Annotated in this window: 13 protein-coding genes; 10 read left to right on the top strand and 3 right to left on the bottom strand. The window is 55.5% G+C overall.

Annotated elements, in window-relative coordinates; translation table 11 throughout:
• Positions 1-12: 12 nt before the first annotated feature.
• Together tssB and tssA are read right to left on the bottom strand one after the other, a co-directional pair.
• Positions 13-522, bottom strand: a complete 510-nt coding sequence (gene tssB / locus Poly24_RS06815) for a type VI secretion system contractile sheath small subunit (RefSeq protein WP_145092317.1) — start codon at positions 520-522, stop codon at positions 13-15.
• Positions 523-599: 77 nt separating this feature from the next.
• Positions 600-1,679: a type VI secretion system protein TssA gene (gene tssA, locus Poly24_RS06810; protein ID WP_197452383.1), complete on the bottom strand. Its 1,080-nt coding sequence runs from the start codon at positions 1,677-1,679 to the stop codon at positions 600-602.
• A gap of 287 nt (positions 1,680-1,966) precedes the next feature.
• On the opposite strand from tssA, the gene Poly24_RS06805 reads away from it, so the two are divergent.
• The 9 genes from Poly24_RS06805 to Poly24_RS06765 all read left to right on the top strand — a co-directional run bounded on the left by Poly24_RS06805 (position 1,967) and on the right by Poly24_RS06765 (position 24,497).
• Positions 1,967-2,599, top strand: coding sequence for a DotU family type IV/VI secretion system protein (locus Poly24_RS06805; RefSeq protein ID WP_145092310.1), 633 nt, complete (start codon positions 1,967-1,969; stop codon positions 2,597-2,599).
• Positions 2,600-2,640: 41 nt separating this feature from the next.
• A complete protein-coding gene (locus Poly24_RS06800; protein ID WP_145092306.1) occupies positions 2,641-4,383 on the top strand; it encodes a type VI secretion protein IcmF/TssM N-terminal domain-containing protein in 1,743 nt (580 codons plus the stop codon).
• 79 nt (positions 4,384-4,462) lie between these two features.
• Positions 4,463-7,288 carry a type VI secretion system ATPase TssH gene (tssH, locus tag Poly24_RS06795; protein ID WP_145092302.1) on the top strand — a complete coding sequence of 942 codons (2,826 nt, stop codon included), beginning with the start codon at positions 4,463-4,465 and terminating at the stop codon, positions 7,286-7,288.
• 159 nt (positions 7,289-7,447) lie between these two features.
• A complete protein-coding gene (locus Poly24_RS06790) occupies positions 7,448-7,918 on the top strand; it encodes a thioredoxin family protein (RefSeq protein ID WP_197452382.1) in 471 nt (156 codons plus the stop codon).
• A gap of 623 nt (positions 7,919-8,541) precedes the next feature.
• Positions 8,542-12,627 carry a tetratricopeptide repeat protein gene (locus tag Poly24_RS06785; RefSeq protein ID WP_231753499.1) on the top strand — a complete coding sequence of 1,362 codons (4,086 nt, stop codon included), beginning with the start codon at positions 8,542-8,544 and terminating at the stop codon, positions 12,625-12,627.
• A 2-nt stretch (positions 12,628-12,629) separates the two neighbouring features.
• Positions 12,630-16,895 (top strand): tetratricopeptide repeat protein, encoded by a 4,266-nt coding sequence (locus Poly24_RS06780; protein ID WP_145092296.1) that lies wholly within the window; start codon positions 12,630-12,632, stop codon positions 16,893-16,895.
• 150 nt (positions 16,896-17,045) lie between these two features.
• On the top strand, positions 17,046-18,626 hold the full coding sequence (locus Poly24_RS06775; RefSeq protein ID WP_197452380.1) for a DUF4384 domain-containing protein: 1,581 nt from the start codon (positions 17,046-17,048) through the stop codon (positions 18,624-18,626).
• A gap of 215 nt (positions 18,627-18,841) precedes the next feature.
• Positions 18,842-20,863 carry a caspase family protein gene (locus Poly24_RS06770; RefSeq protein ID WP_449314250.1) on the top strand — a complete coding sequence of 674 codons (2,022 nt, stop codon included), beginning with the start codon at positions 18,842-18,844 and terminating at the stop codon, positions 20,861-20,863.
• A 1,531-nt stretch (positions 20,864-22,394) separates the two neighbouring features.
• Complete coding sequence (locus Poly24_RS06765; protein ID WP_145092285.1) at positions 22,395-24,497, top strand: esterase/lipase family protein; 2,103 nt, start codon at positions 22,395-22,397, stop codon at positions 24,495-24,497.
• Here the strand turns inward: Poly24_RS06765 and nqrM are convergent.
• The gene (nqrM, locus tag Poly24_RS06760; RefSeq protein ID WP_145092282.1) at positions 24,494-24,811 is read right to left on the bottom strand and encodes a (Na+)-NQR maturation NqrM; all 318 of its coding nucleotides are present in this window, start codon (positions 24,809-24,811) and stop codon (positions 24,494-24,496) included. The two genes, Poly24_RS06765 and nqrM, sit on opposite strands and share 4 nt — an antisense overlap.
• 291 nt (positions 24,812-25,102) lie before the next feature.
• On the opposite strand from nqrM, the gene murB reads away from it, so the two are divergent.
• Positions 25,103-25,981, top strand: coding sequence for a UDP-N-acetylmuramate dehydrogenase (gene murB / locus Poly24_RS06755; RefSeq protein WP_145092279.1), 879 nt, complete (start codon positions 25,103-25,105; stop codon positions 25,979-25,981).
• The last annotated feature ends 24 nt before the right edge of the window (positions 25,982-26,005 follow it).

The following is a 26,005-nucleotide window of genomic DNA, read 5'->3' as shown; positions in this document are numbered from 1 at the left end:
ATCAATGCGGGACTACTCAGCAGGCGTGTCGCTGTTGAGTTCACTTTGCAAGCTCTTAGCGGCTTCGCTGTTTTCCAGCACTTCGCTCAGCAGTTCTTCCAGCTTGTCGTTGCCTTCGAGCTTGCCCAGCAAGTTCGACAGTTGAGTTCGCATGTCGAGCAATTCACGCAGAACAGGAACTTGGCGAGCGACCTGTTCGGGTTCGAAGTCTTCCAGCGAACGGAAGTTCAGTGCGACCGACAATTGCGAGTTGTCATCGGTCAATTTGTTGTCGACGCGAGCTGCGACGCGAGCGTTGCTCTTGGCCAAAACGTCGTCGAAGTTGTCGCGGTCGATTGGAACAAACTTGCGTTCCTTCAAAGGAGCATTGGCAACTTCGGGTTGGCCCGAAAGATCGGCCATCACGCCGACGACCAACGGCAGTTCCTTAGATTCCAACGCCCCGCCGGTGTCCACGTCGTAGGTCACTTGGACACGTGGTCGTCGGACTCGGTCCAGTGTGTGTTGTCGACTATCGCTCATCGAATGCCCCCAATTGAGAAAGCTAGGTTAAATGAATGTCCCCACAAACCTCGTCGTGGTGGACATGGATCGGAACTCTATTCGTCAATCCCTGACGCCTGATCACCGTCGGCGGACAAGCCTAATTCACGGTGAAACATCTCCAGTGTCGATTCTTCGTTGACCAATTGAGCCATCAATTCCGGGAACGGCAGCTGACCCAAGCGGGCGGCGCGTTGCACCATAAAAGGAATCGGGCTGTGCGGTTCGATCTGCCGCAGGATGGCAGCCGCTTCGGTCAGTTGTTGGTAGGTTTGGGCACGCAGTTGTTGCGTGGTTGCGACGATTGCCGTCGAATCGCTCGTGTCGGTTAGCGTGGGTGTTTTGGGTTGCGGCATGACTGCCTCCTCGGCATCGACGATGTCGCGCGATTCAAATTGTGGTTTTAGAACGCTGTCGAGCCATTGGCGAATGACGTTTAACGATTCTTCCAGATGGACAAACGATGGAGCGTACTCCCCCATCCGATCGACAAGCACCTGATGGAAGGATTCCAGTTCGGCGATCGCGCCATCGACCTCTTCCGACACCTGGCAGGCATCCTGGACCGTTACTTGGCGGATTGCGGTGGCGATTTCCGCACTCGTTAGATCTTCGCTCTTCCGCGTCGCAGTCATCAGACTGAATTTATGAACGCCTGCATTGAGAATTGGCAGCGACCGCAGAACGCTTGGCATCCGTGGCCCGCGATTGGGGTCGTCCAACAGATTTTCCAAGGGTGAACAGCGGGCGTCGGGATCGTCGGGATCCAGTTCCGGTGCCAACGTGTCCCAAAATTGTTCGACCATCCGTCGCATCAAGATCAGACCGTCGCGAAGTCCGGCGATGCCCCAGTGTTGCATCGCGGCTTCGGTTAGATGACATGCGATGCGAAGGTCTTTCGTCTTCTCGCACAACGCTTCGGTCGCGACCATCGTGATCGCCATCCAATCGACGCAGTCGGGACCACCGTCGGTGTCTTGGTCGTCGGGGTTTGCCGAGCGAGGCGGGTTTCGCAATTCGGCCAGTTCGGCTCGCAAGCCACGAGCATAAGCACGTCCATCTCCGCTGGGTCGGTCGCCATCGATCGCCTGTAACAGGGCGTCGATGTCGAAGGTGGCGGGGGATGTTACTTGCATCGCTGCTTCAATCAAAAAGTGTGATTTGGATTGGCGTCGCAGCAGTTGGCCGCGATGTCCGGAGAAAGCTAGACCACAAAAGTTGGCGACGCAAAAAGAAAGATTTGCATTTCCCAAATCGTTCGGATTTCCGCATACCCAGCATTCCACGGGCACGGTATGTAGTTGGCTAACTACATACATTTGCCGCAAATTCGTTGGCACTTCACACCTTTCCCCCCGGTCGTGACCTAGCTTTCGAAGCACGGAACCCGCTTCTGAAACCGTAGACAAAAAATCTAAAACTCATGCGACCTGAAACCGCCCAGCTAGTCGATCCGGTGCTCTCTATAACCTGGCAATTGCGCGAGGCGTTGGCCGCCGGACAGACCGAACGCTTTTCCAGCGGCCGCAGCGAATTAAAAGAGCTGCTGTCGAGGATTCGCAACGCCGAACTCGCCGCCGGGCACAGCACCAGCAGCGATTACCTGGGCCTCGGTTATCCGTTGGCCTGCTGGATCGATGAGATGATGACCGAGGATCCAACCGCCGGTCGGATCTGGAACGAAAACAAGATCGAAGGCGAGCTGTTCGGCAGCAACGATCGAGCTTGGATGTTCTGGCGTCAGGCGCAATTGGCCGAAACGCTTGGTCGTGGCGAAGACCTGGCCGTCTTTTATCTCTGCGTCAGCCTCGGTTTCACCGGCCAACACCGCAGTAATCCGGAACAGTTATCTGCCTGGATGCATCAAACGCGGCTCGGCCTGGGCCTGGTACCCGAATTGAAGCTTCCCTTCGCCAACGATTTGGCCCCTGCAACCGACGCACCTCCATTAACCGGCGCCGCGGCTCTGCAACGGGCGGGCTACATCGGTTGGACCTCCGCCGTCGTCCTGTTGCCCGTGATGTCCTACCTCGCCGTTTCGGCTTGGAACCGTTAACGCAACCACACACCGCCACCTCCGCCAGCCCCCTCTTTATAATGATTGCACTACTCAAAGCCTCACTCCGACAGATTGCGCGGATCGCCTTGATTGCATTTGCCCCGATGGTTGCCATTGGGCATGCCAGCGACCGGTGGCAGCGATGGGGCGTGATCGCGATACACGTGGTCGCCGTCCTGCTGGGCATCGCCGGACTGGGATACATTCAATACACGATGCAGTTGGACGCGTTGGTCCGGTCGTCGCTGCCGATGGTTCGCCTTACCTGGCTGCCATTGGTCGGATGTCTGTTGTACGCGATCGCCTGGTCGGCCTGGTTTGTCGCACACACGTTGCGAATGCCCGCCGAAAAGCCGCTCAGCGGTGGGATCCATTCCGCTTGGCAGGAGAGTTTGCATCGCTTCACCGCTGCCGGAATCGATGTCGCTCGCACACCGTTGTATCTGGTGTTAGGAAGTCCCGCCGGTGGTGTCCGCGACTTTTTCTCCGCCAGTCACACCGACCTGGTCGTGCTGCCGAGTGCCGAAGAAGCCGATCAACCGATCCAAGTTTGTGGCAACCGCGATGCGATCTACGTCTGCTGTCGCGAAGCTTCGCTGACTGGAAATTTCACCCGCCGCGCCGCCGCCGCGCGACAAAAGTACCTGGAAACGATGGGCAGCGAAGGCCCAACAAGCATCCACCGCGGACCTGCACACGTGTGGCAGGCGGGCGATGGAGCAAACACCCCACCGCAATCGCCAAGCTTTTCAGCCACCGCCCCCGCTGCGGCGAAGCCATCGTTTTCAACCGCTTCGGATACCGGAGCGTTGGCCGCCACGGCGACTCTTCCAACCACCGCTGCCTCCGTGGACCCAACCGTCAATCGGATGCACGATACCTTCGCGCAGATCGAAACGTTAACGACTGAAGAAGCGGTGGCGACCGTTCGACCGGCAACCATCCTGCAACCGCGGACCGCCAAGTTGCCGATGATGCGATTGGAACAATCCGAAGCGTTGGAACTGCTGGACCGTTTGGATGGCCTGTGCCGCGAGATCGCCGAAATTCGCCAACCGTTCTGCCCGATCAATGGCGTCGTTCTGATGCTGCCACTGGATGCCGCCGACTGCATCGAAACCGCCGACCACGTCGGGATGCGGATCGAACGCGACCTAAACACGATCGCCACGGCCACGCAGTCTTCGGTCTCGGCCCAAGTGATCTTCTGCGACCTGGAACTCTGCGAAGGAGGCCAGGCATTGCTGGACCGGTTCCCCGAAACGCAGCGTCATCGTCGCCTGGGGGCGATCCTGCCCGCACCGCCTGTCAGCGAACCGGACGCCGGTCCGGCGGGCATCGATCAAGCAGTCCGTTGGATCTGCGATGAACTGTTCCCACCGTTGGCCTACCGTTTGATGACTCGCAACCTGCAAGACGCCGCCCAAGATCGGATCTTGCGACAGGGAAATCACGCCATCCATCGCGTTGTCGACACGATGCGTCAACGCCGCGACGGGATGTCCCGTCTGCTGCGTCGATCGATCGCCGCGACCGCCGGCAACGTACGTCTTCGCGGATGTTTCGTCGCCGCGACGGGAGCTGCGGGAGCGACCAAACACGCTTTTGCCGAAGGCGTGATCCCTCAGATCCTGGACATTCAAAACGAAGTTCAATGGCTGCCCCAGCGTCGCCAACGCGACGTTTGGCAACGCCGAACCGCGGCGGCGATCTACGCCAGTGTCGCGATCACCACATGTGCTGTGCTGGCCTATCTGTTGGGCTGGCACGCGACAAACTAATCGCTCGCGATCGAGCGACTTCCCTTTTTAATTCACTTCCCACTCACATCACCCTTCCTTTCACGAGACGGTATCCACGATGGCATCGCTGCAACTCAAATCGCTTGTCAATAAACTGAACGATCCCACTCGCCGTTGCCTCGAATCCGCTGCCGGCTTGTGTTTGTCGCGGACCCATTTCCACGTCGAGATCGAACACTGGTTGCTGAAACTACTGGACGAAACCGATGGCGACCTGCCACTGTTGCTGCGTCACTTCGACATCGATATCGCCCGTTTCCAATCGGTTGCCGAAGGGGTGTTGGACAAGATGCGGACCGGCAACGGCCGTGCCCCGGCACTCAGCAACACCACGGTCGAATTGATCAAAGCGGCTTGGATGTTGGCGTCGGTTCAATACGCCGCTCCCCAAGTTCGATCGGGGCATCTGTTGGCGGCGATCGTTCGCGACCCGCTGCACTTCGAAATCGGTGCTCCCCTGGTCCGGTTGCTCGACGGAATTTCAGCCGATGCGATCACCGACGCGTTACCTGTCGTGACCACCCAAAGCGTCGAAGCGCGCGCGTCGCTGCCGACATCGTTTATGCAGTCCGGCAACGATTCGGCCCCAGCCAACGCTGGCGGTGCCCCCAGCAAAACGCCCAGCCTGGATCGCTACACCGCCGACGTCACGCAGCAAGCCCGCGATGGCAAGATCGACCCGGTCCTGGGCCGCGACGCCGAGATCCGACAATTGATGGACATCCTGCTGCGTCGCCGGCAGAACAACCCGATCCTGACGGGAGAACCGGGCGTCGGAAAAACCGCCGTCGTCGAAGGCTTTGCCCTGAAAGTGGTCAACGGCGACGTTCCCGAAGCGCTGCAGAACATCACGATCCGCTCGTTGGATCTGGGACAATTGGAAGCGGGAGCGGGAGTCAAAGGGGAATTCGAGAATCGTCTGAAATCGATCCTCAACGAAATCCAAGCCAGCCCCACGCCGATCATCTTGATGATCGACGAAGCCCACACGCTGATCGGTGCCGGTGCGCAAGCGGGAGGCGGCGATGCTGCGAACCTGCTGAAACCAGCCCTTGCCCGTGGCGAATTGCGAACGATCGCCGCGACGACGTGGTCGGAGTACAAGAAGTACTTCGAACAAGACGCGGCGTTGACGCGGCGTTTCCAAGTCGTCAAGGTCGAAGAGCCTTCGTTGGACGTGGCCAAGGCGATGTTACGTGGCGTGGCGAACAAGTTGGAACAGCATCACGGCGTGCGAATCCTGGACGATGCGATCGATTCGGCGGTCACGCTCAGCAGCCGATACATCACCGGTCGCCAGTTGCCCGACAAAGCGGTCAGCGTTCTGGACACCGCATGTGCACGGATCGCGATCAGCCAAAACAGTACCCCCGGCGCCATCGAAGACGCTCGTGCTCAGTGCGAACGGATCCGCCGACGCAGCGATCGGCTGCGAGACGAACAGAGCTGGGGTGCCGACCACGCCGATCAACTGGCGGAGATGAACGGTCGACTGGAACAAAGCGAAGCTAAACTGGCGGAGCTCGAAGCCCGCTGGCATCAAGAAAAGTTTGCGGTCAAAGAGATCTTGCAGATCAAAGACCAGATCCATCGAAAAAACGTTGAGACAACCGACACGTTGGCTAAGCCCGACGATCGCGTTGCCGAAAACGAATCGAACGATGAAACGTCGCCACTGGCTGCAATGTCGTTGACCGAATTGCAAGCGGAACTGACGCGGCTGGAAGCCGACTTGGACGACACCCAAGGAGAGGAACCGTTGATGTACGTCGACGTCGATTCGCAATCGGTCGCCAGCACGATCTCCGCTTGGACCGGCATTCCACTGGGACGGATGAGCACCGATCAAACGACGGCGGTTCTGAATCTGAAGCAACGGCTGGAAGAATCGGTCGTCGGCCAATCGCACGCATTGGATGAGATCGCTCGCCACATCCGCACCTCGCGAGCCGGACTGGGCGACCCGAACAAACCGATCGGCGTCTTCATGTTGGCCGGAACTTCGGGCGTCGGAAAAACCGAAACCGCGTTGGCCTTGGCCGACACGCTTTACGGCGGCACCCAACAACTGACGACGATCAACATGTCGGAGTTCAAGGAAGAGCATAAGGTTTCGCTGCTGATGGGTTCGCCTCCCGGATACGTCGGCTACGGCGAAGGGGGCGTGTTGACCGAAGCGGTCCGCCGTAAACCCTACTCGGTGATTCTGCTGGACGAACTGGAAAAGGCGCACCCCGGCGTGCAAGATGTCTTCTACCAAGTCTTCGACAAGGGACAGATGAAAGATGGCCAAGGCCGCGACATCGATTTCAAGAACAGCGTGGTGATCATGACGACCAATGCCGGCACCGACTTGATCGCTCAGATGTGCAGCGACGGGCGTCAACCGAGCCTGGTGGAATTGAAAGATGCGTTGCACGAAGAGTTGTTGAAAACGTTTAAGCCTGCCTTCTTGGGCCGGATCACCGTGCTCCCTTATTTCCCACTGGAAACCGACGTATTGCAGCGGATTGCCACGCTGAAGCTGAACAAAGTCGTTCAACGGACGCGCGAACACCACAAGGCGGAACTCGTCTTCACCGACGGTTTGATCCTGCAATTGGCGAAGCAATGCGTTTCGGTCGACACCGGGGCGCGAAAGGTCGACCAGGTGATCGAGCAGAACATCTTGCCAGAGCTCTCGGCCGAACTGCTGTCTCGCAATGTCGAAGGCCAGCCGGTGCGACGCGTTGTTGTCGATTGGGATGATCGCGGTGGATTCGTCTACGAATTCGAAGTCGATCAGGAAGAGGCGGTCGCTCCCGAAACCGAACCGACATCGCCAGCACTGCCGATCGATTCCACCGATTCCGCTGCCTGGATGCAAACGACCAACGAAGTTTGATCCCCGGATGACGACCACGGTCAGGCATCAGCCGCAACGTGACAGGGTCCGGTCCACCAACGATCCCTCAACGCGCGTTCCGCGGCTGATGCCTCCGAACACAAACACAGAACACCTCTCCCAACAGAACACTTCACCTTCACCCAAAGGGTTTCCATCATGAACAAGATCATGGGCATCGGGCTGCTTGCGCTCATCGTCTACTACGGCTACAACCACTACTCCAGCGACGGATTGGCGGGAATCACCGGCAACTACTCCGACGCCGACTTCGAGAAACAGATCGAAGGCCCGGGCTTGGTGCTGGTGAAGTTTGGGGCCCCTTGGTGTGGTCCCTGTCGGATGATCGACGAGCAACTGGAGCATGTCACCGGGAACGTCGAAGTGGTCAAGATCAACGTCGATCGCAACCGCGCGTTGGCTAGCAAATTTAAAGTCTCGGGGATCCCGCACACCGTGATCTTCCGCGACGGTAAACCGCTGGGACAGTTCACCGGCTACCGCGACGCCAAAGCGATCTCGTCGTGGGCTCGCCAGTTCGGATCGGAAGTCGCCCCGGTGCAAAACGCATCGACCGGCGGATCGATGCTGCAACCCAACGGCGTCAAAACGAATCCCTACGCCACCTAAATCAAAGCATCAATGCCTACGAGACGGTCGAGTGCCACTGGATTTGCCCATGTTCCCTGGCCGATACGGTAAGCCTCCTTTCATTGAAAAGGCACGCAATCGAGGAAACGTCCGTCGAACGGACGTCAGTGGGCTCCCAACACGTTGCACTCGAAGTGTGCCCCAGTTCGGATCTTTGCTTGCCAGTGCGAATGTGGGGGACATCGGAAAATCAACTCTCGAATGCCGGTTCCAACCCGATGCGGCGAGCGTCATATATCTCGCCTTGCGTCGCTTCGTAAAACCGCTAGCTACCTTCTAGTATCCGTCTGTGACTGCTGCGCCGGATGGAACCACAGCATGCGGCGGAACCGTGACGATGAAGAGCCGATCCGATACGGTTGCCGTTGGTGGGAGCACAACGAGCAGCACCGGATGGAAGCTTTGGATGGACATTTGTTCGCCGTGCGGGTTGGTAAACTCGATGACTATAATAGGGAGTGTCGCTAACGTTTACGCATCGCATCGCTATGGTCTCTCACTCAGCCACGATCGACATGATCCGTTTGAAAACCTGTGCGTGTTTCTGGCTTCTCCTTCTGATCGGGATCTGCTTTGCCAAGGCAGAGGCCGAGGAAGGCCCGATGATTCTGTTGCAGCACTCCGCAAAATTGATGAACGGCAACGAAGTGCTCGCAACGGTGCCAGCCAACACCTATCTCTATGTCTTAGAGCAAAAGGATGGTTGGTTCCTGGCGAAGCCTCCGAATTCGGACCGCCCAGGCTGGTTGAAATCGAGCGATCTTCAATACCACGCGATCGGACAGTCTCCTGCCGAGCAGGAGCGTTTGAAAAAGGCCTATCGAGATTTCGCTGTCTATCGAGAGTTGAACGCGAAAGCGGAATGGGCTGCGGCGATTGAACCCCTTCGACGTTGTTTGGTCGTCGAGCAGGACGTTCTCGGTGAAGAACATCCCGATGTCGCTGAATCTCGTTTGATGTTGGGTTACTTGCACAAACAACTGGATCAGCTTGTGCAAGCAACGGAAGAATTTGAAGCGGCCCTTGCGATCTATCAACGGTATCTAGGCAACAAACACGCCAAAACGGCAGAGTGTTTGTTTGGAATCGGCGACACGCTTCGTTTGAGCGAAAAGTTCGATGAAAGCCGCCGCAGTTTCGAACAAGCCCTTTCCGTTTTCGAATCGCTTGCAGATACCGACACCATTGAAAAGGGAAACATTGTCCATCGCTTGGGGCTGGTTGAGTTCTTCGTTGGCGACTACGAGACGGCGCGCAAGCACTTTCTACGAGCGTTGGCCATCTTTCGGATAGTGTTAGGAACCGAGCATGAACGGACCGCGGCGACAATGATGGACCTGGGGAATACGCTGTTCCAGCTTTCCGAATTCAAAGCCGCGGTGGATATTTTTCAAGAGATGCTGTCGGTTTCACGCAAGGTGCACGGCGATGAAAGTGCGGAAGTTGCGACGGCCTTCGCGAGTCTCGGCAAATCGACTTATAGCGACAATCAGTTCAAGCAATCGTTGGACTACTATCAACAAGCATTGAATCGATGGCTCGTAATCGTTGGGGAGGACGACGCAGAAACGGCCAGTGCGTTGACGGGTTGCGGACACGCAGCGCTTGGCATGTACGACTACGAAGCAGCCGAAGCGTATTATCAGCGCGTATTGGAGATCGAACGCAGGATATACGGCGAGTCGCATCTAGAGGTGGGCGCGACGATTCTGAATCTGGGCGTGCTGGAGAGCGCGCGCGAAGCCTATGAAGCGGCAATTCCGCTGTATATGGACGCCTTGAAAATCTTTGATCAGCAAAATCTCTCGGTGTCGGATAACACCGCCCGGGCGTGGCGCGAACTCGGAATCTGTCGCTATGAGTTGGACGATTTTGAGAAGGCCGCCGAGGACTTCAATCGCGCGTTGCCGATGTATGAACAGATCTACGGTTCGGAGCACCGAGAAGTTGCAATTTGTTTGAACTGGCTCGGGTCGGTTGCATCGCTAGGCAGGCAGGATCTTGAAGGCGCCAAGGCCTATCACACACGCGCCCAAGCGATATTTGAAAAGGTAAGCGGATGGCGGAGTACGGATGTCGCAGTAACCCTGCGGCAGTTGGGTGACCTGGCGCGTCAGTCGGATGACTACGCGACGGCACAACGTCTGTTGCAGCAAGCGCTAGATATTGTGCAGGAGACATGTGGCGATGTTCACGTCGAAACAGCGCACTTGCTCGATAGCTTGGGCGTGCTGTCGCACGGCAGCGGCGACTTTGTGGCAGCACGCCGACATTTTGATCAACAATTGCAGATCCATTTGAAGCTGTTTGGTGAGAAAAGTTCTCTCACTGCGGGGGCTCTGATTAATCAAGGTGACTTGGCGCACACGTTGGGCGACTACTCTACTGCGAAAGAGTGTTTTGAACGAGCGCTGAAAATCAACACGGAATTGTTTGGCGATGACGGCACCTACGTCGCCGAGCCGCTGAGTTTCCTTGCAATGGTGCATAAAGACTTGAAGGAGTACGAGAAATCACTTCAATACAACGAATTAGCACTCGAAAAAAGTCGCAAAGCACTGGGTGACTCACATTGGCATATTGCCAAACGGTACAACATGAAGGGCGCCATCCTGGAAGGAATGGGTGATTTGGACGCGGCGGAAGTTGCCTATCGAAAGGCGATTGAAATATTTCAATTGGCGCTTGGTCCGCAGAGCCTTGAAACGGTCGACGCGATTGAGAACCTTGCGGTCGTCAATCGCGATGCTGGCGATTTTGAGAACGCCCGCCAGGCGTTGGAGCAGGCATTGTCGATCCGGCGACGAACGCTGGGTCATGAACATTCGTCCGTCGTTTGGGTTCTGATGGCATTGGCCGAATTGGAGGCGCAGGCAAACCAAACCGTAAAGGCTGGTCAATATTTTGAACAAGCCCGTCGATTGTCCAGAAAGCGATTGGCGACCGTTTTGCCAACCATGACGGCGAACGAACAGATACACTTTCTACGTCGCAGTGAAACCGACGGCTTTGCCAAGTGTTTATCCTTCGCCGTCGAAAACCCCGAGTCCGAACGGATCAAGATTCAATCGGTCGGTTGGTTGATCAATGGCAAGGCTATCGGGCAAGAAGCGCTTGCCGAAAGTGCCTTATTATCGCGACCTGAAACGATTGAATATGTACGCCGTCTGCGCGTCGTTCGTGCTCGACTTTCCCAATTGGGAAGTCTGAGTGTCGGCCAGATGGATGAACAGGAACGACGCGAAGCGATAGCCGCCTTCGAAACCGAGCAACAGGATCTGCAGCGTCAAATCGCGGCGGCGGGAACTGGAATGTCGGATGTCGATCCTTGGGTTTCGGCGGGTCAATTGCGGGACAGCCTGCCCGCTGGTTCCATCATGATTCAACTTGCACAAATTTTCCCCTACGAGTTCCGCCAACACGCGTCGACGACAAACAAGCTGAATCAGGATGCACCACGATATTTCGCTTGGCTGATTCCCGCTAGCGGAGAAGGGGACGTGAAGATTGTTGATCTTGGTGATGCTGCGAAAATCGACGCTCTGGTCGAACAAACGACGACAAAACTGAAGGGGATGCCCGCCGACCCATCGCCTGAAATGGAGCGACAATCCGTTGGCGAACTGCAGCCTCTGATGAAAGGATTGGCAGATCGATTAATCGCCCCGTTGTTGCCTTTTGCCGAACAGGCCAAGGAATGGATCCTAAGCCCCGACGGAGCGTTGTGGTTAGCACCTTGGGCCGCGTTGCCAATCGAACGCGATTTTGTCATCGATCGACATGATTTGCGATTCGTCGTCAGCGGGCGTGAGTTGGTCGCCAGCCGTAGACAACATGCGGGGATCACGGAACCCGTGATCGTTGCGGATCCCGATTACGATCTGGAAATGCAAAATCTTGACCTTCGCAACATCGCCGATCATCCAACAAAAGATTCAGATGCTTCGGCGGATCACGATCTATTCGCGTTACGGGGCATCGAAGAAATCGACCATGTGAATCGTTTGAAAGGGACTGCCACCGAGGCAAAGTTGATCTCGCCGGAGATAGAACAACTTGCCGCGCGACCGCCGAAAGTGTTGTTGCAAGCTAACGCAACCGAAACGGCCGTCAAATCACTTTATCGGCCGCGATTTCTTGTGCTCAGCACGCATGGATACTTCTTTGAAGACCAGGTCGTTCGGCTCGATGCGGACCATCCTACAACGGACCGACCTAATGCACCTGCAACAAGAACGGCTGATGGCCGCCTGCTGGGCAATCCGCTAGTACGGTGCGGGTTGATGCTCGCCGGTTGCAATAACCGCCGGAATGTTCTCGATTCGGTGTCCGATGATGGCGTATTAACCGGATTGGAAGTTGTCGGAATCGACCTGCGAGGCACGGAGTTAGTTGTTTTGAGCGCTTGCAACACGGGTTTGGGAAGCATCCAATGTGGCGAAGGGGTCGCGGGACTGCGTCAAGCTTTTCAATTCGCCGGAGCCGAAGCGGTTGCTGCCACGTTGTGGACGATTCCAGACGACGCAACGGTCTCGCTGATGCAAACGTTCTTCGCAAATCTCGCCTCGGGAAAACGCAAAGCTCAAGCGTTATGTGATGCTCAACGCAGCATCATCGACCAGCGTCGCCGCATTGCCGGCGTCGCACATCCCTATTTCTGGGCCGCCTTTACTCTGACAGGAAGATAAGCGTGAACGCAATATTCCGCATCGTCTCTAACGGATCTCGACCGTGGTTATTCACGCTGGTTTTGTTTTCGATGACGCCTGCTTTTGCCCAAAAGACCGTCGAAGAACAGATCGCTCAGGCAGAAGCGACGCGAGAGAAAGCAGAAGCGCAATTGAAACAAATCGAAGACGCGCGGAAAGCACGACTCGAGCGTGACTTGGGGCCAGAGCAGGTGCAAAACCCGCCGTCAGGAAAGATGCCGAAGCCAGTAAACCCGACGGGTTCCAAAGACGATTTGCAAACCAAAACAAAGCAACCCGCGAACGACGAAGCGAACGACGAAGCGAACGAGGACCAGCCTTCGATCGCCCAACTGGAACGTGAAGTGCAACGTTGTTTACGTCAATTCGGTGTGAATAACGAGACCACCGGCTTCGCGCTGTTTGAACTCGCCTATGCATTTCATATGGAGGATAACTTCGAATCCGCTCGTAATTATTACAAACGTGCATTAGCATCTTTTGGCGCTTCGGTGGGAAACGACCAAACTATCGTGGGTACCACTCTCAACAATTTGGGCCAGATGTTTCATGAGGAAGAAGACTATGAATCGGCGAAAAACCTGTATCTTCAGTCGCTAGCAGTTTACGAGCGGACGGCGGACAAATCCCTTGAAGACGTTGCCAGAACCCTAAATAATCTTGGGACGGTATCATCAGCCTTGGGGGACTACGGAAAGGCAAAAGAGTACCTCGTCAAAGCGCTCGCTCACCGCAAGCGATTGCTGGGTGAACAGGATGACGTGACGATCGACACGATTTCCGAATTGGGGGATCTCGCATGTCAGACCGAAGCGTATGGGGAAGCGCGTCGCTATTATGATCAAGCGTTGAGTTTGTATCGGGCGAAAGGGAGTGAGAACAGCCAGCTGGCTGGAAACATCCTGAATGCGTTGGGGAATCTAAGTTGGGAAGAAAATAAATTTTCAGAAGCCTTTGATTTCTATCAAAACGCAACAAATGCTTATCGCAGCAGCGTCGGAGAGCAAAACGCCGACACCGCGATCGCTCTGTCCAATATGGGAGATTGCCAGCGTGCATTGAGCCGTCCTGCCGATGCATTGACGTTTTTCAATCAGGCATTGGCGATCCGTATCCAACTGTTTGGTGAAGACGATGTGGATACGGCAGAAACGATCAGCCTGATCGGCCAGTGTTACGGCGACATGTCAAATTTCAGCAAAGCAAACGAATATTTATTGCGTGCTTTGAACATCAACGAGAAGTTATTGGGTAATGAAGATCTGGCAGTTGCCAACGCCTTGAACCTGCTTGCAAGCGTAGCTCAAGCGGAGAGCCGATTCGAAACCGCGATTGAATGGTTCAATCGGTCGCAGCGGATCTACAGGAAAACGATAGGCGAACAAACGCCGGAATACGCAAATGGCTTGCGTGAACTGGGCACCATCGCACTGGAGTTGGATAAGCGTGACGAGGCGAAGGAGAAGATCGAGGCCGCGCTTGCGATCTATGAGGACGTATTAGGCGAAATCTCATTCGATACCGCAATCACGTTGAATCGTTTGGGCAATCTACTGTCATACAGCTTTGACGACTTCGATGGAGCTCGTGATTGTCATCAGCGCGCCCTCAAAACGATGATCGAACTCTACGGTGAAGAGGACGTGGACGTCGCTTCAACGATGCAAGACCTTGGCCTCGTTGCATACCGTTTGGACGATTATTCGTCGGCAATACAATTCTTCAACAAGGCGATTGGAATCCGCAGGAAAGTCCTGGGCGACGAGCATTTGGAATTGGCAAGAACCTACACCGCATTCAGCTGGGTGAAGATGTCGCTGGGTGACTACTCGACCGCACGCGGTTATCTTGAGACCGCGTTGAAGATTATTCGGGCACATTCATCGAATGATACGGACGATGTCGCTTCAACGTTGTCAGCAATGGGGCAGTTGGCAATGCAGATTGGCGACTATAGTTTGGCCGAACAACGGTTCAAAGAATCGTTGGGTATTTACCAACAGTTTTACGATTCGAACAATACGTATCTGGCAGGTCCTTTGGGCGATTTGGGGGAAGTCAACAAGAGACGCAAGCAATACGTTGCAGCTCGAGATTACTTTCAACAGGCGCTTGATATCTATCAACTGCAATTGGGTGCGGAAAGCAGTAGTGTCGCGTTCATGCTGAATAGTATTGGAAATGTTTGCGTTGAAGAGAAAGACTTTGAACAAGCGCTAACCCATTTTGAAAGATCGCTGAAAATCAGCGAGAAGGCCTTTGGGTTGGACCACTCCAATAATGTGTATGTATTAGAAGACATGTCGATGGCATATCGCGCATTAGGAGATTTCCCCAAGGCTCGGGAAACTTTGGATCGTTCGCGCGCGATGTTACTTCGAACTCTTGGCCCCGATCATCCAAACTATGCGTCCAGTCTGATGTCAACGGCAGAACTGGAGTTGATGTCCGGCGGAGGTCAAGCGGGAAAATCCATTCAAGAATCGCGGAGAATCGTGCGTCGTTATCTGGCGTCCATTTTGCCGACGTTGTCCAGTGCTGAGCAGATGCGTTTTTTGCAGGAAACCGAAACAGAGCAGTTTGCGAAAGCATTGTCCTTTGCACTATTAGACCAAGCCTCCGAACGGACAGTGCTGCAATCGATCGGTTGGTTGGTTAACGGCAAAGCAATCGGTCAAGAAGCACTCGCCGAAGGCGCACTGTTGTCACGTCCTGAGACCGCTGAAGATGTTCGCCGTTTGCGCGCCGTTCGCTCTCGACTGTCTCAACTGAGCGGCGCTGCAGCCGATCCCGCGGCAGAACAAACCCGCCGCGAGCAGATTGCGGCACTCGAATCCGAGCAACAGGACTTGCAACGCAAGATCGCTTCTGCCGGTACCGGTCTGTCGGGCCAAGATCCTTGGGTGTCGCCAGGTCAGTTGCGTGATAATATCCCTAGCGGATCGGTGATGGTTCAGATCATTCAGTTCAAACCTTATGATTTTCGCCCTGAATCGAAGCTCGAAACCGATGCGACACGGTGGGGAACGCCACAGTATGTTGCCTGGGTCATTCCAGCATCTGGTGAAGGCGACGTCAAAATCGTTCCACTGGGTGACGCCGTGTCGATCGACAAACAAGTGCAAGAGGTCGTGAACGAAACCGCGTTGAAAGATCCCGAGATCAGTGCCGAACAGCAACGAATTGCTGTTCAACGTCTGGCCCCCGCAACGAAGCGGCTGTCGGATCAAATCCTTTCGCCGTTGATGCCTTATCTCGACGAGGCCGATGAGTTAATTCTGAGCCCTGATGCAACGTTATGGTTGGTGCCGTGGGCTGCGTTGCCCGTCGGTTCCGATTTTTTGATCGACCGTTTGGACGTTCGTTACGTTGTCAGTGGACGCGAACTGGTGGGGCGTCGGCAGAATCACGCGGGTGTGACAGCTCCTGTGATCATGGCCAATCCTGACTACGATTCTGCTCGGGAACGACTTGCCGCGCAGGACGTCGCAAGCCCGCTAGCGGCACCCTCGCCGATGATGTTCGCTATGCGTAGCGTGGAGAACATTGACAATGTCCAACGTCTCAAAGGAACCGAGGTCGAAGCCAAACTGATCGAGCCGGAACTGCAACGGTTCGCGCGGCAATCGCCGCAAGTTTTTTTAGGCAATCAGGCAACCGAAACGCAAGTGAAGGCCAGCTATCGACCACGTGTTTTGGTACTAAGTACACATGGATTCTTTTTCGCCGATCAAGAGTCGGCGGCTGGCACCCCGCAACCATCTGCTAGTGCTTCGCGTTCATCGATGCAGGCGAGTCACGGCGGCAGCGTCATGCAAAATCCGCTGTTGCGGTGTGGACTGCTGTTTTCAGGTTGCAACCAACGCGATGCAAACGCGGATGATCTGTTAGACGATGGCGTGCTGACAGGATTAGAAGTCGTCGGCATCGATCTGCGCGGCACCGAATTGGTCGTGCTCAGCGCCTGTGATACCGGTCGCGGGGACATTCGCTGCGGGGAAGGGGTCGCCGGGCTTCGGCAAGCCTTTCAATTTGCGGGGGCCGATGCCGTTGCCTCTTCGCTTTGGAGGATACCTGATGAGGCAACCGTTCCGTTGATGCAGGCATTCTTTCAAAACCTAGCCAACGGCAAAAGTAAATCGGCTGCGTTATGTGCAGCTCAAAGATCGATGATCGAACATCGTCGCAATACACTGGGAGCGGCGCATCCTTTTTATTGGGCAGCGTTCACTTTGACGGGACGATGATTCCATGTTGCGTCTGTCCGCACGGCTTGCCAAAAGCGGATGAACGCGTTTTCTGACGATGATTTCGCAACAACACCTCACCTCTGCTCACCTCATGGAACCTTTTCGATGCACAACGTAGACAAATTTCTGCGAATATCCCTGTTGCTCGTGAGTACGTTTTTTGGGTCTCAGTTCGGGTGGACCGCCGAGACGGTGGAGTCGGTTTCTGCGATTCAGCAAGACGCTCCCGACTTTATGGTGAACGCACAGGTTAACCATGGCAATCAAGACTATCGCGAGGGGGATGAGTTTCGCATTCGAGTGGTCAGTGAACGCGACGCGTATCTTTACGTCATCTATCAACAATCCGATGGCAGTGCGTATCAGGTCTTCCCGAATGCAGGTCAGCAAAACAATCGCGTGAAGGCGAAAGAGGTCGTGACGATTCCTTCGGCGGACGATCAATTCCGCTGGCGAATCGCCGCGCCGTTTGGGACCGAGACCGTGAAGGTGATCGCAAGTGAAACGCCAATCGAAAACTTATCCAGCGAACAAATGAAGTCGAAGCGATTTAACGTGGTTTCAAAGGATGAGCTGGAACGTGTGACGAACAAGTTGGTCAATAAAAATGCGGTAGAGTCACAAGAGTCGGTACCGCCAAATGCTGAACAGCCGGCGCAGGTTTCAAAAACATGGGCTGAAACCGAAGTGAAAGTGACGACGTACGCCCGCAATCAAGAACTTGCGGCATCGGGGGCGAAACGATTTGCAGTCTACTTCGGTGTCTCTGAATACCAGTTCTCCAAACAAGCAGAACTATTCACCGAACACAATTCGAATCTTAGCAGTCCGCATCGCGATGCAATGATCTTGAACGAGATGATGAATCATGTGGGCGACATTCATGAGTCGCGTGTGTTTGTCAACGAACAAGCAACGCGTGCCAATCTCGAATCGATGGTGACCCAATGGCTGCCCCAGAAGTCGCGTCCTGGCGATACCGTCTTTATTTACTTTTCCGGCCACGGTGGACAAATTCCTGACGACGGAGGTGACGAAGCCGACAAACAGGACGAACTTCTATTGCCTTCCGACTTCATCGGGTTACCAGAATGTTTGGGTCTTTTGAAGCAGGCAGAGGAGGGAACGATCACGCCCGAAAACAAAGCACTGATTCCGGCTTTACGTCGCATAATTCAGGGGGTCGATTCGGCCGAAGTCGCGCATCACAAACTCGCGCGTCAAACCGGCGTCACCGACGATTTGTTCGCCCACTGGTTGCAATCGCTCGCCGGTCGCGAAATTGTTGTTATTTTGGACGTTTGCCATTCGGGCGGCTATGTGACCAACGAAAAATCGATTTCCGATCCTGATGCGATTTCACGGAATGTTCCCAATCGAAATCATGCGCCAATGCCTTCCGACTTTTTAGACCAAGAAGTCACGCGACTGAAAGACATTGGGCAATCCAATACTTGCGTTTTGACAGCAAGCTCAACGTCCGAACTTTCGTTGGTCCGACCCGATGGGAATCTGAGTGTCATGACACATGAGTTAATCATGGCGCTTCAACTAGCACGGGGCCCGATGGAGATCGAACAAACTTACGGTGTGGTGGCCCAGCGGTGTGCAGCGTTTTTTGCTTCCGAGGAATTCAAGGCCATGCAGAAGGGCAATGAAGAACTCATTCAACCGCATCATCCGTTGCTCTACAAACCGACCCAACAAAAGGTTTGGATGAAACCATAAGCACGATGTCGGGCATCAGCAGTAAGAATCTTACATCCACGCGACAAAAATGAACTTTCTGCAACAGGAAAACTTTGCAAAAGTCTTGGGCAATCATTTCAACATCACCATCGTACAGAAATACTCTCATGACGAACACAAGATATTGCAACCTTCGTTTTTCATCCCTCACGATCGCGACTTGGATCCTTTGCACAGTTAGTGCAACCTTCTCGGTGACGCCGGCGCCAGCCGCGGAAGCGACGGGGAACCAATGGGCCGTATTGATCGGAGCCGAGGCGTATGAGAGAGTCGTTCCGTTGCAATTCACCGTCAATGATGTTCGGCAACTCAGCGAGACCTTGAGCAGCTACGGTGGCTATCAAACGCGTCACCTGCTCGAATTGACCGATGAACAGGCCGATGCGGATTCTCAACCGCGCATTCAAACGTTAAAGAAGCGATTGCCGAAATGGCTCGCCGGCCCTAAGCCGGAAGACACGATCATGGTCTATTTCAGCGGTCATGGTTTTCAATCTGCTGATGGAAAGATGTACCTTGCACCCTTAGATTTTGATCCTCAAAACGCTGTAGAGACGGGTCTGTCGGTCGACTGGTTACGCGACGAAATTGGGAAATGCAAAGCCGATTTTAAGTTGTTGATTATCGATTCGTGTCATGCCGGGTCGGAAAAGAATGCCGTCGATGATGCAACCATGATGTCCGCCGATGTGATTGGCAACCAATTTAAGTCGGTTGCCGGCGTTGTCACACTGGCCAGCTGCAAATCGGATGAGAAGAGTCAGTTGTGGTATGGAAAGCAACGCTCGCTGTACAGTTATTGGTTGACCGAAGGGTTGAAGGGGCATGCGGACCGAGACAGCGATGGTCGCGTCGATATCGACGAATTGCATCGTTATGTCGATCGTCGCGTCCGGCACACTGCCGAAGCCAGTTTTTCGCGCGCCCAAACTCCCGTTCGGATCATCGGGCCACGGGTGGTGGGCGTGCCAGCGATTGTCAAGCTTCGCCCTCAAGAGATGAAGAAACTACTGGCCAACATGGCAGAGCATCTGGCCAATCTGATGGAAGAACATCGTTTGGAGAAGGTCGGGGTGTTGGAGTTTTCCGACGACAGCCAGTTGGAAGAGGTGTTGGGAGGCAACTTTGGTTTGTTGGGGAAATACTGCGGCGATGAAGTCGAACGCAATCTCACGCTGTTAAGCCAAGACACCGACTTTCGCGTCGTCGATCGCAATCGTTTGCGTGAGGCGTTGCGAGCCCAAGGGGGATTCAAACTGGCGGATCTGGCCTCAGCACAACGCGTCGAAAACCTCGCTGAAGAAGCCGATCAAATGAGGATGATCGCGTTGGGTTCGATTCGCGGTCGCAAGGGGCCGATCGTGCGGTTGCAGTGCGAATTGAAAGAGGCCGTCTCGGGCGATTTGATCGGTATCACCGGCGGAACCGCGGAGATGAGCGAAGGAGAATGGGCGATGATGGGGCAAAGCGTGGTGGTCAAACCGGAGGACCGCGCGGTTGTCTTGACCAATGCCCGTTCGGTCGCGGGGACCACCACGGGAGAGGTCCCAGCCACGGTGGTCGATCGCTTGGACCAGAAGATCGATCAACCGCATCCGCTGTCAGATCCCGAGTTCACCGACAAGCTGAACGTGAAGATCAAAGTGGGATCGCAAACACTGACGCCTGTCTTTGTCGACAACGATTGCTACGTTGGATTAAAGCCAGGGGACAACTATCGCATTCGCTTGGAGAACCACAGCGGAGATCTGGTGCTGGTGAAGGTTCTCGTCGACGGACTCGATACGACGCTCAAGGTTGCCGAAAAGGGACTTGCCACCGAATTGTGGGGCATGCCCGTCGCGAGCCTCGATGAAGCCGGTCATCGTTTTCTCGACCCTAACGGCGAAGAGGTGCGTGGCCGCGCTCCAGCTTGGGAAGTTTTTGGCTTCACTACGCAGACCGGCAAACGGGGCAAGGTGCGGTTGTTCGAGGTGGTCGACGCCAAGGATTCCCTTGCCAGCCGCCAAGGCTACAGCGAACAACTGGGGTTGTTGACGATCGCGTTCTACGAACCGGCCAGCGGCACGCGCGCCGTCGGCACCGCAGCCGGAGATGAACAAGAGATGGAGATCCAAAGGCGCCAAGGGCCTCGGCCGGGCAAATTGATGAGCGTTGTCCACATCCGCTATCTCGAACCGTCCGTCCTCGACAAACTGGGGCAGTCGGCTCCATAACCTGGCAAGGCCTCGTGCATACGCGAATTCATAAGTCGCAGCATTCCCGGAAAACACGAAACAACGAGTTTTCCGCATCGTCGCTGGAAGCGAACCGCTCTGCGACGCGATCGGTCGGCCTATTCGTGTGCCACTGTCTGCGCCAGTGCTCTCCGATCGAAGCAGCAAGACTCCCATGATGGAACCGTTTTGAAATGTGCCAAACGTCCAGTGACGGCTCGAGCTGAGCTTCCAGACGTGCCCTCCGATTCCCGGACATTGGTAGTGACAATGGGTTATGCCAAAGCTGGGACTTCGGCAACAAAACACTGGCAGAGCCAGTGGCACCCTGTCACCAAATGCCACAAGCAAAATAGGGGCTCCATCGGCAAACTCGGATCCACTCTGTCGTCGTGTGCCACTGGCTTTGCCAGTGCTTTCCGATCGAAGCAGCTAGCACCTCATGATCGGAACGTTTTCCAACACGGTTAAACGGTTGATGGCGGAGCGAGCTTCGAGCTTCCAAACACGGCCCTCGGTTTCCGGACTTTGGTAGTGGCATTGGGTTATGCCAAAGCTGGGACTTCGGTAACACAACACTGGCAGAGCCAGTGGCACCCTGTCACCAAATGCCACAAGCAAAGTTGGGGCTCCATCGGCAAACTCGGATCCACTCTGTCGTCGTGTGCCACTGGCTTTGCCAGTGCTTACCGATCGAAGCAGCTAGCACCTCATGATCGTAACGTTTTCCAACACGGTTAAACGGTTGGTGACGGAGCGAGCTTTGAGCTTCCAAACACGGCCCTCCGGTTTCCGGACATTGGTAGTGGCTTTGGGTTATGCCAAAGCTGGGACTTCGGCAACACAACACCGACAGAGCCAGTGGCACCCTGTCACCAAATGCCACAAGCAAAGTTGGGGCTCCATCGGCAAACTCGGATCCACTCTGTCGTCGTGTGCCACTGGCTTTGCCAGTGCTTTCCGATCGAAGCAGCAAGACTCTCATGATCGGAACGTTTTCCAACACGGTTAAACGTTTGGTGACGGAGCGAGCTTTGAGCTTCCAAACACGGCCCTCCGGTTCCCGGACATTGGTAGTGACAATGGGTTATGCCAACGCAGGGACTTCGGCAACACAACACTGGCAGAGCCAGTGGCACCCTGTCACCAAATGCTACAAGCAAAGTTGTGCTCCATCGGCAAACTCGGATCCACTCTGTCGTCGTGTGCCACTGGCTTTGCCAGTGCTTTCCGATCGAAGCAGCTAGCACCTCATGATCGGAACGTTTTCCAACACGGTTAAACGGTTGGTGACAGAGCGAACTTTGAGCTTCCAAACACGGCCCTCGGTTTCCGGACTTTGGTAGTGGCTTTGGGTTATGCCAAGGCTGGGACCTCGGCAACACAACACTGGCAGAGCCAGTGGCACCCTGTCGTCAAATGGACGTTCCGACATTTGAAGGCTGTGTTTTTGCGAGTCGCGTTGACACGGAGGGGCAAAATTTTCTAGTGTCGCCGCTGTTTTCCTGCGGAAGGATCAAAGGCCCAACGGATGCGGCGAGAAGTCAGGGTAGTTTCGACCGATTCGAATCGCGCTCTTGCGATCGGGCTGGTCGCTGCGCTCTGGTTGATTTGGCTGCCCGGTTGTGCCACGACCAGCTATATCCAAAAACGGAACACGCGCGAAAATCCGCTGACCGCTTCGCTGGCGCTCGTCTCCAATCGCGGCCCCCAGGAATCGCTGCGAACCAGCCAATTGCTGGAACGTTACGATCTGAGCGACGAATACAAAAAAGATCCCAACGCCGCGCTGCTGTCGCTGTGCACCCAAGACGAACAATCGCAAGAGAGCGAACGTTTGTATGCGGTTGCCGAACTGGCGTACATCCAAGGACAGCAGGCCAAGCACGACGGGCAAGCTGTCGAGGCGTTGCACTACTTCCAGCGAGCACTTGCAAGCAGTTATGCCTATCTGTTTTCACCCACGGTCGCCGATAACCGCAATCCCTACGATCCCCAATTCCGCGGCGCATGCGATCTCTACAACCAAGCCCTCGAAGATACGCTGCGGGTGTTGCATGCCGATGGCCAGTTACAACCGGGCAAGACGTATCAGTTGAGTTCGGGAGACAAGCACTTCACGATCAAAACACGGCTGGATGACCATTGGGACAAGCAGGACTTTGCCGAATTCGATCACTTTGAATTCGCTAGCGACTACGAGATCAAAACACTCAACAACCGCCACACCACGTACGGTTTGGGCGTCCCGCTGATCGCGATTCGCAAGCAGGCGAACAATGCCGCACCGATGGAAAAGTATTATCCCGACATGCTCAGCTTCGCCTGCACGGCGCTGCTGCAGTGCAGTTGGACGGGCGCGGTGGGCCCCGATGGCAAGCCCGAACCGCAATGTGAACTGGTTTTCTACAACCCGATGCGACGGTCGCGGACCGAGTTTGCCGGCCGTACGATTCCGCTGGAAACCGACATCACGACGCCGCTGGCCTACTTCTTGGACAACAAACAGTTTCATGATAAAGACATCGCCACCCTGGGGCTATTGAAACCGACCAAGGTACAGAACAAACAGGGTCTGTTCATGCTCGAAGCCTACGATCCCAAGCGGATTCCGGTGACGATGGTGCATGGACTGTGGTCGAGCCCGATGACGTGGATGGACATGTTCAACGACCTGCGCAGCTTTCCCGAGGTCCGAGAACGCTATCAATTCTGGTTCTATCTGTATCCGACAGGGCAGCCGTTTTGGATCAGCGCCGTCCAGATGCGGAAAGACATGAAAGATCTGCAGGAGACGATCGACCAACAATATCATGGCCACGATGCCAAAACGATGGAGCAGATGGTGCTGGTCGGACACAGCATGGGCGGATTGGTCAGCCGTCTGCAGACGCTCGACAGCGGCAACGACTTCTGGAAGATCGTCAGCGAAAAATCGATCGACGAACTCAATGCCAGCGACGAAGACCAAGCCCGCCTGGCGAGCACGCTCTTCTTCCGTCCCAACCCTTCGGTCAGCCGCGTGATCACGATCGGAACGCCGCACCAAGGGAGTGATTATTCCAACAGCACCACGCAGTGGCTGGGACGGCAGTTCATCAAACTGCCCGCCTTCCTGACCAACATCAGCACGCGATTGATCCGCGACAATCCCGATTACTTCCGCGACACCCAGCTGCTGACGACCAACACGTCGATCGATTCGTTGGCCCCCGATTCGCCAATCTTCCCGGTGATGATGCGGGCCCAGAAGAAGTCGCCGGTGAAATATCACAACGTCGTCGGATTGGTCTCCAGCAAAAGCTTGATCGGCCGGATCAAGACAAACAGCGATGGCGTCGTGGAACGAGAAAGCGCCGAACTGCCCGATGCCGTTTCACAGATTTTTGTCGAAGCCCAGCACACCGAGATTCACACCAAACCGGCGGCGATTCTGGAAGTCCGCCGGATCTTGCTGGAACACGCCAAAGAGATCGATTCGCGCGACCGCGTCGCCAGCGTGCCATTTCCCGTCAACGCTGTCGAACCGGTCAGCGTGACCTTTTCGGATTTGATTGCCCCCGAAGATGCGCCACTGGAGATCGCGATCCCGCTAGTTCCCGATGGCCAAGAAGAACCGGCGATGATGCGTTAAGTCGCCGCTTCGTGCTTCGAAGCTTCGTCGGCGGGCGTCATCCGATTGCGAAGCTCTTTGCACGCTTCGCTCGGGTTTTGGCACAACGCACAACTCTTCTCGCCCGTTTCGTTGGTGACGTTGCCCAGCCCGCCACAGCTGCCGCTGATCGGTCGCCGCCCAAACATCACACCGACCGCCATCCCCAGGCAGACCAACAGAAAGGCAGCCAAAGTGATGCCGACGATCACGGCGACGTGCGACGCCGCCCCCGACTCGCTAGCGACCTCGGCCGATTGTGCGACGATGCTGATAGAGTTTGCGAGAATAACCATGCCGATCATTATAGGGTGAGGTAGCTGGATTGGGAGAAAGTCGATTTGAGAGCCGCCTACGCTGGGACCGTTTTCATTCTATCGGCCGTAGCGCATTTTGTCGTGGCGTCGGCACGCAGCCTGCAAGCGATCGAGGAGCGGACGGTTTTAAATCTCCAGCTCCTTTTGCGGCACCCGCGGGGGCGGATTGCTCGCTTTTGCAACCGTCTCGGCTTGTCGAAGCAGGGCTAGATGTGCGACATTAGCAGCTTTCCCTGCGTGGTTTCTCTTGTGAATGGCAGAAAATAATCGATGAGTTTTCCTGAACACCTGCAGCATCTGATTTGCAACGACGAACCGTTAGCCCCCTACACCTGGCTGCGGATTGGTGGACCAGCCTGCTATTTCGCAGAACCCACCACGCGCGAGGAGCTGGTCGACTTGGTTCGCGCGGCGCACGCAGCGGAAATCCCCATTCGCGTGCTCGGCGGCGGTTCGAATCTTTTGGTCCGCGAATCGGGCTTTCCCGGACTGGTATTATCGCTTTCGGCGGCTTCGCTGGGAGAAATCCGCGTCGAGGAAACTCAATTGACCGCCGGTGGCGGAGCTCGGTTGTCGCATGTGGTCACGATGGCCGTTGGCAAAGGTCTGGCGGGCTTGGGGCATTTGATCGGCATTCCCGGAACCGTGGGGGGTGCTTTGCAAGGGAACGCCAGCGCCGGAGGGAGCGATATCGGGCAGTGCACCGAATCGGTCGAATTGCTATCGCTGTCCGGCGAGATCAGCACGCGTAACCGCGACGAACTGCAGTTTTCATATCGTCACAGCGATCTTGGCGATTCGATCGTGCTGTCGGCCAGTTTTCAATTGGAAGCGGGCGATCCGATCGAATTAACCAAGCGAATGCAGAAGCTGTGGATCGTGCGACGCAGCGAGCGACCGCGCGATGAACCGCGGGTGATTACGCCTTTCATCGATCCCGATGGCGCCACCGCTTCGGATTTGATCGAACAGGCCGGGATGAAGGGGATTCGGCAAGGCGCGGTCAGTTTGGACCCGCTGCGCCCCAAATATCTGGTCGCCAGCGACGGTGCGAGTAGTGACGACGTGCTAGCGTTGATCGACATTGTTCGCGACAAGGTTTCGTTACAGACCGGGATCGACTTGCAAATGAATCTTAAAATCTGGTAGCGTTGGCGATCATCGATCTCAGTG

It is taken from the genome of Rosistilla carotiformis, from assembly GCF_007753095.1.
Taxonomy (GTDB): domain Bacteria; phylum Planctomycetota; class Planctomycetia; order Pirellulales; family Pirellulaceae; genus Rosistilla; species Rosistilla carotiformis.
This window is presented reverse-complemented; position numbering and strand designations above follow the sequence as displayed.

Bases quoted from the DNA above. Each gene is read 5' to 3' on its own strand.
- tssA (WP_197452383.1), bottom strand. From the start codon at position 1,679: ATGCAAGTAACATCCCCCGCCACCTTCGACATCGACGCCCTGTTACAG.
- nqrM (WP_145092282.1), bottom strand. From the start codon at position 24,811: ATGGTTATTCTCGCAAACTCTATCAGCATCGTCGCACAATCGGCCGAG.
- murB (WP_145092279.1), top strand. From the start codon at position 25,103: ATGAGTTTTCCTGAACACCTGCAGCATCTGATTTGCAACGACGAACCG.
- Poly24_RS06805 (WP_145092310.1), top strand. From the start codon at position 1,967: ATGCGACCTGAAACCGCCCAGCTAGTCGATCCGGTGCTCTCTATAACC.
- Poly24_RS06785 (WP_231753499.1), top strand. From the start codon at position 8,542: ATGATTCTGTTGCAGCACTCCGCAAAATTGATGAACGGCAACGAAGTG.
- Poly24_RS06765 (WP_145092285.1), top strand. From the start codon at position 22,395: ATGCGGCGAGAAGTCAGGGTAGTTTCGACCGATTCGAATCGCGCTCTT.
- tssH (WP_145092302.1), top strand. From the start codon at position 4,463: ATGGCATCGCTGCAACTCAAATCGCTTGTCAATAAACTGAACGATCCC.
- tssB (WP_145092317.1), bottom strand. From the start codon at position 522: ATGAGCGATAGTCGACAACACACACTGGACCGAGTCCGACGACCACGT.
- Poly24_RS06800 (WP_145092306.1), top strand. From the start codon at position 2,641: ATGATTGCACTACTCAAAGCCTCACTCCGACAGATTGCGCGGATCGCC.
- Poly24_RS06790 (WP_197452382.1), top strand. From the start codon at position 7,448: ATGAACAAGATCATGGGCATCGGGCTGCTTGCGCTCATCGTCTACTAC.